This is a genomic window from Rhizobium sp. Root1334 (genome assembly GCF_001426665.1).
Lineage (GTDB): Bacteria > Pseudomonadota > Alphaproteobacteria > Rhizobiales > Rhizobiaceae > Pararhizobium.
In genome coordinates, this window is record NZ_LMEY01000012.1 from 503,955 (window position 1) to 520,385 (window position 16,431).

15 protein-coding genes are annotated in these 16,431 nt (G+C 58.3%); 3 read left to right on the plus strand and 12 right to left on the minus strand.

All coding sequences use genetic code 11. The annotated features are described in order from the left end of the window. Positions 1–8: 8 nt before the first annotated feature. Both ASD36_RS16445 and ASD36_RS16450 read right to left on the minus strand, forming a co-directional pair. Entirely contained in the window at positions 9–1,268 is a 1,260-nt protein-coding gene (locus ASD36_RS16445; protein WP_060505620.1) for a ferric reductase-like transmembrane domain-containing protein, read from the minus strand. 187 nt (positions 1,269–1,455) lie between these two features. Next, positions 1,456–1,731 (minus strand): hypothetical protein, encoded by a 276-nt coding sequence (locus tag ASD36_RS16450; RefSeq protein WP_060505192.1) that lies wholly within the window; start codon positions 1,729–1,731, stop codon positions 1,456–1,458. A gap of 135 nt (positions 1,732–1,866) precedes the next feature. On the opposite strand from ASD36_RS16450, the gene ASD36_RS16455 reads away from it, so the two are divergent. Beyond that, on the plus strand, positions 1,867–3,348 hold the full coding sequence (locus tag ASD36_RS16455; RefSeq protein WP_060505191.1) for a M10 family metallopeptidase: 1,482 nt from the start codon (positions 1,867–1,869) through the stop codon (positions 3,346–3,348). Positions 3,349–3,456: 108 nt separating this feature from the next. On the opposite strand, the gene ASD36_RS16460 is transcribed toward ASD36_RS16455, so the two are convergent. The 5 genes from ASD36_RS16460 to cysG form a co-directional block, all read right to left on the minus strand. Then, positions 3,457–4,269: a ferredoxin--NADP reductase gene (locus ASD36_RS16460; RefSeq protein WP_060505190.1), complete on the minus strand. Its 813-nt coding sequence runs from the start codon at positions 4,267–4,269 to the stop codon at positions 3,457–3,459. A gap of 138 nt (positions 4,270–4,407) precedes the next feature. Then, positions 4,408–4,905 (minus strand): DUF934 domain-containing protein, encoded by a 498-nt coding sequence (locus tag ASD36_RS16465; RefSeq protein WP_060505189.1) that lies wholly within the window; start codon positions 4,903–4,905, stop codon positions 4,408–4,410. An 18-nt stretch (positions 4,906–4,923) separates the two neighbouring features. Beyond that, complete coding sequence (locus ASD36_RS16470; protein ID WP_060505188.1) at positions 4,924–6,597, minus strand: nitrite/sulfite reductase; 1,674 nt, start codon at positions 6,595–6,597, stop codon at positions 4,924–4,926. A 14-nt stretch (positions 6,598–6,611) separates the two neighbouring features. After that, complete coding sequence (locus ASD36_RS16475; RefSeq protein WP_060505187.1) at positions 6,612–6,926, minus strand: DUF2849 domain-containing protein; 315 nt, start codon at positions 6,924–6,926, stop codon at positions 6,612–6,614. Position 6,927: 1 nt separating this feature from the next. Next, on the minus strand, positions 6,928–8,382 hold the full coding sequence (cysG, locus tag ASD36_RS16480; protein ID WP_060505186.1) for a siroheme synthase CysG: 1,455 nt from the start codon (positions 8,380–8,382) through the stop codon (positions 6,928–6,930). Positions 8,383–8,626: 244 nt separating this feature from the next. On the opposite strand from cysG, the gene ASD36_RS16485 reads away from it, so the two are divergent. Next, complete coding sequence (locus tag ASD36_RS16485; protein ID WP_060505185.1) at positions 8,627–9,214, plus strand: nucleoside deaminase; 588 nt, start codon at positions 8,627–8,629, stop codon at positions 9,212–9,214. A gap of 5 nt (positions 9,215–9,219) precedes the next feature. Then, positions 9,220–10,053 (plus strand): nucleoside triphosphate pyrophosphohydrolase, encoded by an 834-nt coding sequence (gene mazG, locus ASD36_RS16490; protein WP_060505184.1) that lies wholly within the window; start codon positions 9,220–9,222, stop codon positions 10,051–10,053. A 62-nt stretch (positions 10,054–10,115) separates the two neighbouring features. Here mazG and hflX read toward each other — a convergent pair whose 3' ends face one another. From hflX to ASD36_RS16515, 5 genes are all read right to left on the minus strand, one after another. After that, positions 10,116–11,441 (minus strand): GTPase HflX, encoded by a 1,326-nt coding sequence (gene hflX / locus ASD36_RS16495; protein WP_060505183.1) that lies wholly within the window; start codon positions 11,439–11,441, stop codon positions 10,116–10,118. 78 nt (positions 11,442–11,519) lie between these two features. Further along, positions 11,520–11,762, minus strand: a complete 243-nt coding sequence (gene hfq / locus ASD36_RS16500) for an RNA chaperone Hfq (protein ID WP_018325164.1) — start codon at positions 11,760–11,762, stop codon at positions 11,520–11,522. A gap of 111 nt (positions 11,763–11,873) precedes the next feature. Beyond that, complete coding sequence (locus ASD36_RS16505; RefSeq protein WP_060505182.1) at positions 11,874–12,737, minus strand: D-amino-acid transaminase; 864 nt, start codon at positions 12,735–12,737, stop codon at positions 11,874–11,876. Between the two features lie 37 nt (positions 12,738–12,774). Further along, positions 12,775–14,139: a sigma-54 dependent transcriptional regulator gene (locus ASD36_RS16510; RefSeq protein ID WP_060505181.1), complete on the minus strand. Its 1,365-nt coding sequence runs from the start codon at positions 14,137–14,139 to the stop codon at positions 12,775–12,777. Next, on the minus strand, positions 14,129–16,402 hold the full coding sequence (locus ASD36_RS16515) for a PAS domain-containing sensor histidine kinase (protein WP_060505180.1): 2,274 nt from the start codon (positions 16,400–16,402) through the stop codon (positions 14,129–14,131). The genes ASD36_RS16510 and ASD36_RS16515 overlap by 11 nt, the downstream gene beginning before the upstream one ends. Positions 16,403–16,431: the final 29 nt, after the last annotated feature.

The window sequence follows — 16,431 nt, forward strand, 5'->3', positions numbered from 1 at the left end:
GTTATGCCTTATCGGAACTCGAACTGCTCGAACTCGACCCGTCTGGGTCTTTTGCCGAGCTCCGTCAGTCCCTTCTCAATGGTTTTTCGCAGCAATGGCGGCCCGCAGAACCAGAGGTCCGCCCCTGCGGGATCGATCGCAGTCGATGCCGCGAGCTTTGCCGCATCGAGCCGTCCATCGGTTTTGGAATCGTGTAAAGTAAAACTGAAATTCGAAAGTTTTTCCGCCTGCGCCTCAAAGGTGTCGAGGCCGATGGCCTCGCTCCGTTCGCGCACACAATAGACCATGTGAATGTCCTGCCCCTCATCCCCCTTCAGGCTCCCCGCCATCGCCAGGAACGGCGTAACACCAATGCCGCCGGCGAGCCATATCTGTTTCTTGCCGCCGCGGCGATGATTGAAATGACCATAGCCGCCCTCCAGCGTCAGCCGGTCGCCAGCGGCGATGCCCTCGCGCAAGGCCTTGGTATAGTCACCCAGAGGCTTGATCGCAAAGCGGACGACGCCGTCGTCATCCATGCCGGCAATCGTGAAGGGATGCGGCTCACGCAGACCCGGTTTATTGACCCGGAAAAACCCGAACTGGCCGGGCCTGGCGCGCAACGGACGCCGGATTGGGCGGGCCGAAATGATCGTCGCACCCTCGTGACGCGTCACATCGGAGACCTCGTAGGTCCGGGTACGCAGCCAGGGGAAAAGCTGGGTGTAGATGTAGCTCAACGTTCCGATCACGGCGAAAATGTTGAGATAGGTCGCCAGCATGGCCGTGCCGTCATAGGGCCGCTTGATGAACGTCTGATGGAAAGCAACCATAATGAACAGCAGACCGATGAAACGGTGCGTCAAGCGCCAGAAATGATAGGGTATCTCGATCTTCGTCTTCGGGATGATCTTGACGATGCTGAGAACCAGCAGGATCACGAGGGCATAGAAGGCATATTCCCCCGCGGACGCCGCAAGTTTATTCAAAGCGCCAGTCAGCGACAGCCCCTTGAAATCCGGCGTGACGAAATAGTGCACGAGGATCAGGACAAGCACTGTGATACCGACGCGGCGATGGGTCTGGTAGATACGGTCGAGACCACCGAAAAGCCGCTCAACGAAAGGCGGACGGGTGGCCATGAACAGCGCCAGCGCCATGCCGGTAAAGGCCATGGACGATGCCATCAGCGAAAACGTGGTGCCCGCATTGGTGTGACTGACCGCGGGGATGGCCAAAAGCCCCGCAAATCCCATCAATGACCAGACAAGAACAGCACCCGCGCTCACGCAATATCCCTCACCAATCCGCAGCTGCAGAGCCCCGAAGGCAAGACTGGCAAGGCCCTCAAGCTTCGTCAACTGCTATTGTAGAACATACGATTTTGCGGCGGGCTTTATTCGACGGCCCCCAAGCTTCTGTGTTTACATCGGAAATAGGCCCGGCGACATTTCCGGACAAAAAAGCAACTCGCGATTACTGAAACTTTCTCGACGCAAGCATCTCGCGTGCCTTCTGTGCCAGCGGATGCTGGGGATGGCGGCGGATAAAGCGCTCGTAGGCTTCGCGCGTCCCCTTCTTTTCAACGCTGTCATATTCGGCCTGAACGGCAGCCTCGGGATCCGGCGCTGGCGCCATGATGCCACCGGCACCTGCCGGTTTTTGTGCCGCCAGAACCGACCCGCCGAAAAACCCTGCTATTGCCCCAAAAAGAGCAAGGAGCGGCCATTGCCTGCGAAATACGACTAGCATATCAATGCCTCTTCAGTTTTAAGAAAGTTATACGTGCGATTGGTAGCATAGACTGGTTCCGGTTGCTTTTCGAAGCGGCAGTCTTCCAGAAATTTGGTTATTTCAGCTTCATATTCTCCACCGAAAAGGGCAAACATGACGGGTATTAGCAAAACGACAAAAACCATTGCTGCGACAGGCGACCAACTCGTTGATGGGGTAATCTCAACTTATGCCTGGGGTGGCACTTCCGTCACATACGCGTTTCCTACGCTGACCAGCAACTATACGTACACAGACGAAACTTCAAACAATTTCGCCGCCGTTTCGACTGCCCAGAGAGGCGCCGCACTCTTTGCCATGGAGAAGTCCTATGGCTCAGCTGCGAATGACGGTTTTTCGGTGGAAGGCTTCACGAATCTGAATTTCTCCGCTGGCAGCGCCAGCACAGCAACCCTCCGTTTTGCGCAATCGGATACCCCGGACACCGCCTATGCTTACTATCCGGGCACTTACGATGAGGCGGGTGATATCTGGTTTGGCACAGAATATGCTGGTACTTCCGAGGATTATCGTACCCCAACAGCCGGCAACTACGCCTGGCACACCATGATCCACGAACTTGGCCATGCGCTTGGACTTAAACACGGGCATGAGACTGACACTTTCGGTGCACTGCCCTCTCAAAACAATTCCGTCGAATATTCTGTGATGACATACAACAGCTACATCGGCGGTAGCGGTTATTATTATGAACAATTCGGTGCACCGCAAACCTTCATGATGGCCGATATTGCGGCGCTTCAGCATATGTACGGCGCCGACTACACTACCAACAGCGGCAACACGGTCTACAAGTGGACACCGACAAGCGGCAATACACTTGTCAATGGCAAGGTGGCGATCGAACCCGGTGCCAACCGCATCTTCGCCACGATCTGGGATGGCGGCGGCAACGATACGTACGATCTGACAGCTTACAAGACCGGCATGCAAATAGATCTTCGCGCCGGTGGATTTTCAATGTTCAACAAGGACCAATTGGCCTGGCTGGGCGGCGGGCCGAACGATGGCCACTCACGCGGCAATATCTTCAACGCATTGCTCCATGAAGGAAATCTTGCGTCACTGATCGAGAACGTGAAAGCTGGCTCCGCCAACGACAAGATTGTCGGTAACCAGGCTGCAAACGCGCTTTACGGCAACGGCGGAAATGACACGCTTCTCGGGATGACCGGCAACGATTCTCTGTTTGGCGGCGCTGGCTCTGACAGCCTGAATGGTGGAAGAGGAGCTGACAAGCTCACCGGCGATGCCGGCGCTGACACATTCGTTTTCACGTCTATTTTGGATTCCACGAATATCGCGTCCAACCGTGACACGATCTTTGATTTCCGGGGGTCTGAGCGAGATCGGATCAATCTTTCGGGAATCGACGCCGACACTACGATTGCGGGCAATCAAGCGTTCAAGTTCATCGGCACGAGCGCCTTTTCCGGCGCCGCAGGCGAGTTGCGTTACGTCAAGAAAGCGTCCGATACCTACATCTATGGCGACGTGAACGGCGACAGGAAAATCGACTTCGCCATTCATCTCGACGACGCCATCACCATGCAGAAGGGTTACTTCCTCCTTTGATTGGTCAGCAATAGAGAAGGCCGGATCAAGAAAACATCCGGCCTCTCAATGCAGAAGGGCGGCCCACGGGCCGCCCATTTTTTTTACAACCGATCTCAAGTGCGAAATTTAGCCAACGAATGCGCGTTCGATGACGAACTCGCCCGGCTTGTTGTTGGCACCTTCGTGCAAACCGGCCGCCTCGAGAATTTCCTTGGTTTCCTTCAGCATTTCGGTCGAGCCGCAGATCATGCCGCGATCGACGGCCGGGTCGAACGCCGGAAGACCGAGATCCGAGAACATCTTGCCATCGCGCATCAGGTTGGTGATGCGGCCCTTGAAGGGGTAATCCTCGCGGGTGACCGTTGCATAGTGGCGCAGCTTGTCGCCGACCAGTTCGGCCAGGAACTCATGGTTGCGGATTTCCTCGATCAGATCGAAGCCGTACTTCAGTTCGGCCACATCGCGCGTGGTGTGCGTGAGGATGACCTCCTCGAATTTTTCGAATGTTTCCGGATCGCGGATCAGGCTCGCAAACGGCGCGATGCCTGTTCCTGTCGAAAACATATAGAGGCGCTTGCCGGGGGTCAGAGCGTCAAGCACAAGCGTACCCGTCGGCTTCTTGCGCATCAGCACCTGATCGCCGGGCTTGATGCCCTGCAGATGCGACGTCAGTGGGCCATCAGGAACCTTGATCGAGAAGAACTCAAGCTCATCATCCCAAGCCGGGCTGGCGATCGAATAGGCGCGGTAGATCGGCTTGCCATCGACCATCAAGCCGATCATGGCAAACTCGCCCGAGCGGAAACGAAATTCGGTCGGCCGCGTCATACGGAAGCTAAACAGCCGGTCCGTATAATGCGTGACCTTTGTCACCGTTTCAGCAAACACGCCGGCAGGTACGGTTGCGGCAAATTCTTCGATCTTGGCAGGAGCGTTCATTTCGGCGTCAGGTCCTGTAATGATGAGTAATGCTTTCAGGTATCAGCGGATATTCCAAAAGGCGCTGATTTGGAAGCAATTCCGTTCCAATTATAGCGCCTTTTGCAGATTGATGCGTGCTTCAGACTGTCGCGGGCCCTAAGAAACCCGCCGCCAGCTGTAGGATTTCGCATCCGTCGATGGTTTCGCCGTCGGCTGGTAGTGATTGTCGATCCCCGGCAACCGGCCTTCGGACAGGCGCTTGAGTGCGGTTTCGTTGGAAACGGCAAAGCTGTCGACACCACAGCGCAGCATCAGCGGCACCTGGTCGATCAGCACATCACCGACAGCGCGGATTTCCTTACCGTAACCCAAACGAACGCGCAACAGCGAGGCGTGGCTGAACGCCCGGCCATCATTGAAAGCGGGGAACGCCACCGCAATCAGCGATACCTGCTCCAGAAACGGTTGCAACCGCGTCACATCATCGGCCGGATTGATCAAAACACCGAGGCCGCTATCGCCTGATGATGCTTTTTCAAGAAAAGCATCAATGCCGAGAATGGCTTTTTCATTCGAACCGGCCTTGGTTTCCTCGGTTTCTACAACCCAGGGATCGTCGGTCACGAAGCCGGTTTCTTTCCAGATTTTCGTCATGTCTTTATCCTTGCCTTCTCAGGCGGCTTCCTGGGCGTTGCCACCGTAGAGGGCGTCCTTGAAGGGCTGCGGCCCGACCCGGCGATAGGCATCGAGAAAAATCTCCGAGGCATCGTTGCGCAGGCCGAGATAGGTGTTGACGATGGTCTCGATCGCGTCCGTCACCTTTTCCGGCTCAAACCCGCGGCCGATTATTTCGCCGATCGACGTGTTCTCATCGCCGGAGCCGCCAAGGGTGATCTGGTAGAGCTCTGCGCCCTTCTTCTCCACGCCCAGAAGGCCGATATGGCCGACATGATGGTGGCCGCAGGCATTGATGCAACCGGAAATCTTGATCTTCAATTCACCGATTTCAGCCTGCCGATCGGCGTCACCGAAGCGCGTGGAGATTTCCTGCGCCAGCGGGATCGAGCGCGCATTGGCGAGCGCACAATAATCCAAGCCAGGACAGGCAATGATGTCGGTGATCAGGCCGGCATTGGCCGTCGCCAGCCCAATCGAAACGAGACCGCGATAAAGCGCCTCCAGATCGGCCAGCGCCACATGCGGCAGGATGATGTTCTGCTCGTGGCTGATGCGGATTTCATCGAAGGCGTATTCTTCCGCCAGGTCAGCAATCGCGTCCATCTGGCTGTCGCTGGCGTCACCTGGAATGCCGCCGATCGGCTTCAGCGATACGGTCACCATGCCGTAGTCCGGATGCTTGTGCGGCTGGACGTTCTGCTGCACCCAGCGGGCAAAGTCCGGATCCGCCTTCTTCCAGCCTGCGAGATTGGCCCAGCCTTCTGCACGGTCGGTCAGCGGCGGAAGGGCGAAATAGCTGGTGATGGCCTGGATATCCCCTTCCGGCAGCTTCAATTCAGTATTCTTCAGCTGCAGGAACTCCTGCTCAACCTGACCGGTCAGAACTTCGGCACCCGTTTCGTGCACGAGGATCTTGATGCGGGCCTTGTACTTGTTGTCGCGGCGGCCGTGCAGGTTGTACACGCGCATGACCGCTGTCGTGTAGGATAACAAATCTTCTTCCGGCAGGAAGTCGCGGATCTTCTTGGCGATCATGGGTGTACGTCCCTGCCCGCCACCGACATAAACGGCAAAGCCGATCTCGCCCTTGTCGTTCTTCTTCAGGTGCAGGCCGATGTCATGCACCTGAATAGCCGCACGGTCGCGCTCGGCGCCCGTGACGGCGATCTTGAACTTGCGCGGCAGAAAAGAGAATTCCGGGTGAACGGACGACCACTGGCGCAGAATTTCGGCGTAGGGACGCGGATCGGCGACTTCGTCAGCAGCGGCACCGGCAAAATGGTCAGCGGTGACGTTGCGAATACAGTTACCCGACGTCTGGATGGCATGCATTTCGACAGACGCCAGTTCCGCCAGGATATCCGGCGTGTCCGACAGCTTTGGCCAGTTGTACTGGATGTTCTGGCGCGTGGTGAAATGGCCATAACCGCGATCGTATTTGCGGGCGATATGAGCGAGCATACGCATCTGCTTGCTGTTCAGCGTGCCATAAGGGATCGCAACGCGCAGCATGTAGGCGTGAAGCTGGAGGTAGACGCCGTTCATCAGCCTGAGTGGCTTGAAGGCATCCTCAGCGAGCTCGCCGGAGAGGCGGCGGGTTACCTGATCGCGGAACTGCGCGACACGGCCGGCAACAAACGTATGGTCGAATTCGTCGTAACGGTACATCGGTCTTCTTTTCCTTAAGCCGCGTGCACGGGGCCGCTCAGCCCCTTGTATCCCGGTGCATAGTCGATCGTCGGGCCTTCGGCGCGGACGCGTTCACGCATACGCAACGGCCGCAGCACGCCTGCCACTTCTTCAATATCGATAACGTTCACGTCAACCACCTTGTTATCGGCAAAGGCGGCCTTGCCAGTTGCTTCCAAAGCTGTGACCGCTTCGGCATGGCGAGCGATAAAGGCGTCCTGCAGCGATTCCACCCAATTGCCCGAGGCATCAAGCCAGACGGAAATGCCGTCGGACAGGCGGTTTGCGGTCAGTACCTTGTCGGCCATGTCAGTTCCTCACTTCGTCAGTCTGTTTGTGCGCCGCCACAGTTTTGGTGCCGGTATTCTTCTGGGCGACAAGCGGCTCAGACCGCTCGAAATTCGCACCCGCAACCGCATCGCCGATGATCACCATGACCGGACCATCCAGCTCGTAGCGATATTGCAGGTCCGGCAGATCCTTGAGCGTGCCATGCAACAGCTTGCGCTCCGCGCGGCTGGCATTCTCGATCACCGCAACAGTGGTCTCCTGCGGCAAACCAGCCTCGATCAGGCGCGCGGCAACGGAGGCTGCCACCGTGCGGCCCATATAGACGGCAATGGTGGCGCCGGAAATGGCAAGACGCGCCCAATCGGGCAGAACGTCACCGGTCAGGTCGTGGCCGGTGGTAAAGATCAGCGAGGAGGCAACACCGCGCAGCGTCAGCGGCAGTTCGAAATCGGCGGCAGCCGCAAAGGCAGACGTGATGCCGGGGACAATCTCGTAGGTGATACCGGCTTCGCGAAGCGCCGCCATTTCTTCCCCCGCACGGCCATAGACCAACGGATCACCCGATTTCAGCCGGACAACACGCTTGCCGTCCTGGCCGAGGCGCACCAGCAACTGATTGATTTCGTCCTGCGATTTCGAATGGCAGCCCTTGCGCTTGCCGACAGACAGACGCTCGGCGTCGCGGCGGCCCATATCGACGATCGCCTGCGGCACCAGCGCATCATAGACGATCACGTCTGCTTCCATCATCACGCGCTGCGCCCGCAGGGTCAAAAGGTCTTCGGCACCCGGACCAGCGCCAACCAGCCAGACGTGACCGGGAACGCGATCGACCGACTGCAGCAACCGCGATGCTTCGCGGCGAGCTTCAGTGACGTTTCCGAGCGAGACCTGGTCGGCAACAGGGCCGGAAAAGAAGCGGCGCCAGAAAACCCGGCGAGAAACACCACGCGGCAGAACGCGGTCAGCCGTATCACGGTAAGCCTGCGCCAGTGAGGCAAGCGCACCAAGCGAGGGAGAAAGCAGCTGGTCGATCTGTGCGCGGATCATCTGCGCCAGCACCGGGCCTGCCCCTTCCGTACCTATAGCAACGGCAACCGGCGCACGATTAACCAGCGCCGGCGTCAGGAAATCGCAGAATTCGGGCTGATCGACCGCATTGGCCGGAATTTTCTGAGCGCGGGCGGCGGCCACGATCAAACGGTCCTGCAAGGCATCGCCGGTCGCAGCAAAGACCAGTGTCGCGCGATCGACCTGGCTCGCCTCGAAACGCTCTTGCACAAGCCCTATGGCATTGGCGGAGAGAAACGCCGCAAAATCTGTTTCGGGCTGATCCGCATAGACAACGATCCGCGCCTGCGTGTTCAACAGCAACCGCACCTTGGCAAACGCCTCGTCGCCATTGCCAAACACCGCCACGCATTTCTGCGCAACGCGGAAGAAGGCCGGAAAGACGGTCAGTTGCTCGGTCATAACGTGGGATTCTGATCCTTTTACAGGTTCTGCGGAATATCCCCTTTATAAGGCGAACATTGAAGAAACAGAAATTCCGAAGCCTTTGCAGGCGGATATTCTTTTGCTCGACTCCAGCGTAATTTGAGCAAATCTCTCCGGCGATCCAGCCATCGAGCGCGGCAAGATCGAGTCTGCAAGCATTGCCTATGACGGCCGAAATCCGCTAAATGCCACAAACCCTGTTGTCCGGAGCCATGACCTGATGAACAATTCCAAGCTTGCAGAACGCCTGCTGACCGTCATCGAATCCGATGTCCTGCCCCTGACGGAACAGGGTGTCGCTGCCGGCAACAAGGTTTTTGGCGCGGCGATCCTGCGCAAATCGGATCTGTCGCTGGTGATTGCCGAAACCAACAACGAAACGGAAAATCCGCTCTGGCATGGCGAAGTGCATACGCTGAAGCGCTTCTACGAGCGCGCGGAAAAGCCTGACACCAAGGACCTGATCTTCCTGTCGACCCACGAACCCTGCTCGATGTGCCTGTCGGCGATCACCTGGGCAGGCTTCGACAATTTCTACTATCTGTTCAGCCATGAAGATTCGCGCGACGCGTTCTCGATCCCGCACGACCTGAAAATCCTGAAAGAGGTTTTCCGGCTCGATCCCGGTGGTTATGCCAAGACCAACGCTTTCTGGCGCTCGGCATCGATCGCCGATCTGGTGGCAACATCGGATGAAACCGACAAGGCAAAGCTGCGGGCGCAGGATCAGCGCATCCGTGCACGATACCAATCGCTGTCGGATGACTATCAGGCCGGCAAGGACGACAACGCCATTCCGCTGAATTGAGCCCCATGCAGCCCTCCAAGGATATCAACCGCCTGCTCGACATCATGGAAGCCCTGCGCCAGCCGGTGACGGGCTGCCCTTGGGACATTGTCCAGACCTTCGAGACCATCAAGCCCTATACGCTTGAGGAAGCCTATGAAGTTGCTGACGCCATCGAGCGCGCTGACATGGACGATCTCTGCGACGAGCTCGGCGATCTCCTGCTGCAGGTGGTTTTTCACGCCCGTATGGCCGAGGAATCTGGCGATTTCGCTTTTGGCGACGTGGTGGAAGCGATCACGCGAAAGATGATCCGGCGCCATCCGCATGTGTTTGCACGGTCCGATGCGGACACGCCGCAAGCAGTGAAACTCCAGTGGGACGCTATCAAGCAGGCGGAAAAGGCCGAGCGCCGCGAGCGGCGGGCGAAACGCGGCCTACCAGAAGATGTCAACAAGGGACATCTCGGTTCCGTCCAGCGCAGTTTCCCGGCGCTCGTGGAGGCGCTGAAATTGCAGGAGCGCGCTGCCAAGGTCGGCTTCGACTGGTCTTCGCCCGAACCGATCCTCGACAAGATCGAGGAAGAGATAGCCGAACTGCGCGAGGCTTTGGCGTCGAACGACAAGGCAAAGGTAGCGGACGAACTTGGCGACCTGATCTTCGCCGTGGTCAATATCGGCCGCCATGTCGGCGCCGATCCCGAAATGGCATTGCGCGGCACCAACACCAAATTCCGGCGCCGTTTTGCGCATATCGAGACGGAGCTGGAGGCCGTTGGCGAAACGCTTGAGGACGCTACGCTTGAGCGGATGGAAGACCTTTGGCAGGCGGCAAAGGCGATCGAGCGGCAGCTGACCTGACATTCTGCTGCGCATTGACGTGACGTAACGGCATGCCGTTACGTCAACACTCATTTCAAGGACTACCAGTCCTGTGCCGCGGCTTTTGGGCCATTGCCGAGCCGCCGGTCGAGTTCTTCCGATTCGCTGGGCGTCATGCGGAGATCAAGGCTGACCGAACCGTCTTCCAGGTCTTCCCGGCCATCAACCATCGTGTGCTCGTAGATCCAGGACAGTAATTTCAGCTTGCTGGCCGGCAGCACGACATTGCATTCCATCAGGACACCAGACAGACGCTTGTTGATCTCGTCGAGAAGGTGATCGACGCCCTCGCCCGTAACAGCCGAAACAGCAACGGTATTTTCCGAGTTCTCTGCCTTCTGGACGAGACTGTCATGCGCATCGGCATCCAAGAGATCGATCTTGTTCCAGGTCTCGATGATGCGCTCGGAGCGAGCCTTCTCATCGATGCCGAGATCGTCGAGAATGCGAATGACATCCTGCGCTTGCACCTGATTATCCGGATCGGAGAGATCGCGCACATGCAGGATCAGGTCGGCTTCCAGCACCTCTTCCAGCGTCGCACGGAAGGCAGCAACCAGATGGGTCGGCAGGTCGGAAATGAAACCGACGGTGTCGGACAGCATGACCATGCGGCCGTGCGGCAGCTTCATCCGGCGCAACGTCGGATCGAGCGTCGCAAACAACATGTCTTCGGCGAGAACGCCCGCACCGGTGATCCTGTTGAACAGCGTCGACTTGCCGGCATTGGTATAGCCGACGAGGGCGACGATCGGATGCGGAACCTTCTTGCGCTTGGCGCGGTGGAGCTGGCGGGTGCGACGCACCTGCTCCAGCTCCTTCTCGAGCTTGACGATCTTTTCCTGCAAAAGCCGGCGGTCGGCCTCGATCTGGGTTTCACCCGGACCGCCCATGAAACCTGCGCCACCGCGCTGGCGTTCCAGGTGGGTCCAGCTGCGAACAAGACGGCCCTTCTGATAGTTCAGATGCGCCAACTCGACCTGCAGCGTGCCTTCCTTGGTGGACGCACGGCGGCCGAAGATTTCCAGGATGAGACCGGTCCGGTCGATGACCTTGCAGTTCCATTCCTTTTCCAGATTGCGCTGCTGAACCGGGGTCAGCGGATGATCGATGATCACGAGACCGGCATTATGCTCGCTGAGCAGATGGCCGATCTCCTCGATCTTGCCGCTGCCGAGCAGTGTTCCAGGCTTCGGCTGGGCGACAGGCACGATCATGCCGTGCACGACTTCGAGATCAATGGCGAGTGCCAGACCGATCGTTTCTTCCAGCCGGCTTTCATCGCTGCGCGTCGAGGTGGCGGCAATGATCTCGGCGTTCTGTCTGCCCGTCTTTTTCAGGACTGGGACGATGACAACGGCGCGCATGTCATCACGAAGCTTTTCAAGCTCCGGGATGATCGACGCCGATTTGGTATCACGTTTGGTAATGTGTCTTGTATCCCGTCAGGATGCGGATTCTTCGCTCTCGAACATCTGCATCGGCTGGCCCGGCATGATTGTCGAGATCGCGTGCTTGTATACGAGCTGGGAATGCCCGTCACGCCGCAAAAGCACACAGAAATTGTCGAAAGACGTAACAACGCCCGTCAGTTTCACACCATTGATAAGAAATATCGTCAGAGATATCTTCTGCTTGCGGACGGTGTTGAGAAAAAGATCCTGCAAGTTCTGAGAACGTTCCGCCATAGCGCCGCTTCTTTCTTATTGTCCGGTCCGATTTAACCGGTTGATTATACGATCTGAATAGCCCGAACGCTGAAAAAAACTGGTCTTTTAAGCGTCCCCCCGGATTTGGTATCAAATCGCGGTCTTTTCCGCAATGTCGAAAAAGGCTTCACGAATTTTCTGTGACACGCTGCCCGGATGACCGTTTGCGATGGTTTTACCGTTAACGGCAACGACCGGAAAACAGATGCTGGTGGCTGCCGTGATGAAGACTTCGCGGGCCTCCAGCATGTCCTCGACGGAAAACGCCTGTTCGACGATTTCAAGCCCGATCGCGGCAGTCACGTCCTTCAAGGTCGTGCGGGTAATGCCGCGCGGAATGCCGTGTTCGGCGTGGCGCGTCCGCAATCGGCCCTCCTTGTCGACAATCCAGACATTGGTCGCCGCCCCCTCCTTCACCGTGCCATCGGTCTCGACGAAGATTGCCTCCTGGGCGCCCTGCTCCTTGGCGGCCTGCCGGGCCAGCACGTTCGGCAGCAATCCGACAGACTTGATATCGACGCGATCCCAGCGGTTCTCCGGCACCGTGATGGCGCTGATGCCGGATGCATTCTTTTTGGCAATCACCGACGCATCGGTCCGCTTGGCCGTCACCACGATGGTGGACGGGGTATCCGCTGCCGGAAAAACATGATCGCGCCGCGCGGCGCCACGCGTGACCTGCAGATAGAACAGGCCGTTTTTCACACGATTGCGTCGCGCCACTTCGCGGATGATCAGGATGAGCGCGGCGCGTGTCATCGGCCATGCCATGCGCAGTTCGCTCAACGACCGGTCCAGCCGGTCGAGATGGCGCGTCAGGTCTACGATGTATCCGTGACGGATTTCACAGACTTCGTAGACGCCATCGGCGAGCTGGAAACCGCGATCCTCGATATGGACAGCAGCTTCACTATGGCGCTGGTAGGCGCCGTTGACATAGGCAATGCGCGACATAGATTGATGATCCGTCTCGAAAGGATGGAAGCGTTTTTCAGACGCCGAGCGATTTCAACTTGCGATGCAACGCCGAGCGCTCCATGCCGACGAATTCCGCGGTGCGGGAAATATTGCCGCCGAAACGGTTGATCTGTGCGATCAGGTAATCCCGCTCGAACATTTCGCGCGCTTCCCGCAGCGGCAACGTCATGATGTGATGATCGCCCTGCGCCGAAATTTTCGGCAGGCTGTCGCCGACTTCGCTCGGCAGCATGTCGGCCGAGATCGCCGTATCCGGACCATCGCTGCGAGCGAGAATCATCAACCGCTCGATATTGTTACGCAACTGCCGGATATTGCCCGGCCAGTCATGTGATTGCAGTACCGCCAGCGCATCGTCGCCGATCTTGCGGGTGCGGATACCCGCCTGCTCACTGATCTGGCGCATGAACATGTCGACTAGGAACGGAATGTCCTCACGCCGCTCCGCCAGCGGCGGCACACGTACGGGGATCACCGCCAGCCGGTGATAGAGGTCCTCGCGAAAAGCGCCTTCGGCGATCTGGCTTTCCAGATTGTAGGCAGTCGAGGAAATGATGCGGACATCGACCTTGACGCGCTTGGAACCACCAACCCGTTCGAACTGCTGATCGACGAGAACACGCAGGATCTTGTTCTGCGTCTCGCGCGGCATTTCGCCGACTTCATCGAGGTAAAGCATGCCGCCATGGGCTTCCTCAAGCGCACCGGTCTTGCGCGGCTGGCCCGGAGTTCCCTCAGTGCCGAACAACGCAATTTCCATGCGATCGGGCGTGATCGCCGCCGCATTCAACGCCACGAACGGACCCCCGGCCCGCGAAGACTTGCGGTGGATCATCCGGGCAACCAGCTCCTTGCCGGAGCCGGATGGGCCGTTGATCATGATGCGGCTGTTGGTCGGCGCAACCTTCTCGATGGTCTGGCGCAGTTGAGAAACGGCAACCGAGGTTCCGATCAGCTCGACGGGATCGCCGGAGCGCTTCTTCAGCTCGGAGACTTCCTTCTTCAGCTTGGAATTTTCCAGCGCCCGTTCGGCAATCAGGATCAACCGGTCTGCCTTGAAGGGCTTTTCGATGAAGTCATAGGCGCCACGGCGGATTGCCGAAACGGCCGTCTCGATATTGCCGTGACCCGAAATCATCACCACCGGCAGATCCGGATAGCGGCTCTTGATCTCGTCGAGAAGCGCCAGGCCATCGAGCCGGCTGCCCTGCATCCATATATCCAGGAAGACAAGGCGCGGCACGCGATCGCTGATGGCGGCAAGCGCGCTGTCGCTGTCGAACGCGGTACGGGTTTCGTGCCCTTCGTCGGACAGGATGCCGGAGACGATCTCGCGAATGTCTTCTTCGTCGTCCACAACCAGAATGTCAGCCGCCATAGGAAGTATCCTTGTCTTGTCTGTCTTCAGTGCCACTGCTCTGTCCGGCCGGCGGCAAGATAATGCGAATCATGGCGCCTTGGCCGCGATCGAAATCGGCGGGTGCGTCATGCAGTTCCAATTGCCCGCCGTGGTCCTCGATGATCTTCTTGACGATCGCGAGGCCAAGGCCGGTGCCTTTTTCGCGCATCGTCATGTAGGGCTCGAGAATACGGTGTCTATTTTCGGTCGGCAGTCCCCGACCGTTGTCGATAATATCAACAACGAATTGGCCGCTCGTTTCATTCAATCGTGACCGCACCATCACCTTTCGATCGCCGCGAACAGCGTCTGCCGGCAAGGCCTCGATCGCCTCGACCGCGTTCTTGATGATGTTGCCGAAGGCCTGGCCCAGCATGCGGCTATCGAACGTGCCGTCGAGCGGTTCTTCACCGAGATCGCGGATAAAGGTCACATGGGTATTGCCCATCTCGCGCAGGAAGATTGCATCCTTGAGGATGTTGCGCAGATCGGCCTTTTCCTTGGTCGGCTTCGGCATGCGGGCAAACCCGGAGAATTCATCAACCATCCGGCCGATATCCTCGACCTGGCGGACGATTGTATCCGTACACTGGTCAAACACCGTGCGATCGTCCTGGTTGATCTGCTTACCATAGCGGCGCTTCAGCCGTTCGGCCGACAGTTGGATGGGCGTCAACGGGTTCTTGATTTCATGGGCGATGCGGCGGGCGACGTCGGCCCAGGCGGTCGAGCGCTGGGCGATCACGAGGTCGGTAATGTCATCGACGGTGATAACGTAGGAATCCTTGGCGTCGTGCGATTCCTCGCGCGTTACCTGCACATTCAACGTCCGCTCGGTGCCACCGCGCATGATGTTGATCTGCTTGCGATAGTCGTTGCGATGGCGGCTGGCGGCCTCATTGAGGACCTGCTCGATCTCGGGCGCTACATCAGCAAGCTTTTCACCGACCAGTTCCAGCGTCGTACGCGACAGGAAATGCTCCGAGGACGGATTGGCGATGGTGATGCGCCGGTCATCCTCGACACCAATTACGGCTGCCGTCACGCCTGAAAGCACAGCCTCGATGAACCGCCGCCGGTCATCCATCTCATCCTTCGCCTCAAGGATCTGGTCGCGCTGCGTACGGATTTCAGCGATCATCTTGTTGAAGGTGCGCGAAAGGCTGCCGACATCGCCATCCACTGCATGCACGGGCACGATGACATTCAGATTGCCGCTGGCCACGCTATCGGCGGCTCCGATCAGAAGCCGGATCGGGCGGACGATACGGTCGGCAACCGCAATAGCGGTCCAGATCGCCGCCAGAAGCACGATCAGAGCGAAACCGAGATAAAGCACCCCGAACGCCACCTGCAACGATGTCCGGCCAGCCTCGAGATTCTTATATTCGGCAGTATTCTCCTCCATCAGCCGCATCGAGCGCATGACCTTCGGATCGACGCTGCGCACGGTATAGAGATAAGCACCTTCGATATTGTCGATCGGGATGATCGCGCCGACAAGGTTGGTCACGCCAGGCGGAATAAGGGTCGGCTGGCCGGATACGGTGCTCAACAGCGCATCCTTCGGAATGGCCGGCAGCGGCCGCTCGGTCGGAATATTGGCCTGAAGGATTGGCGAACCATCGCCACGGACAAGGAAAGCGCCGAGCATGCCGCGCCCACGGGCCTGGCGTGTCATCAACTCGATAAAGCCCGTGCGGTCGAGGCTGTAAAGCTGGCGGTTGCGCTCCAGGTCATTGGCCATGGAGACGGTCTGTCCCTGCAGGTAGCTGGCATTTTCCATCATATAGGCCTGCGCCACGTCAAGCGACGACCTGACGATCGATTGCGTGCGCAGGGAAAACCAGCGGTCGAGACCAACATCGAGCGTGATGCTGGCAAAGATCGCCACCAGGATTGCCGGCGTGATTGCAACGATCGAAAACAGCGCGACGATGCGCACATGCAGCCGTGCTGCCGCCCTGCCTCGGCTACGCGCCTTCAATAGGCGCAGGATCTCCCGGCCGATCAGAAACAGCAGTCCGATGACAAACAACGCATTGATCGCCGCCGAACCGATAATGACATTGGTTTCCGGCCTGATCGGGGTAAGCCCGAGTAGAATCAGCAGCGATATGATCGCGCAGACCAGGGCTCCGGTTGCCAGCAACAGACCTGGCAATGCGAAAGATGCACGCCGGTCATGGCCGATCACGGCAACGTCGTCTTTCGCCATCGGCTCAATCAGCCCTTCGGCCATCAGAAATGCATCCCCCGCCCCGGCTCGCT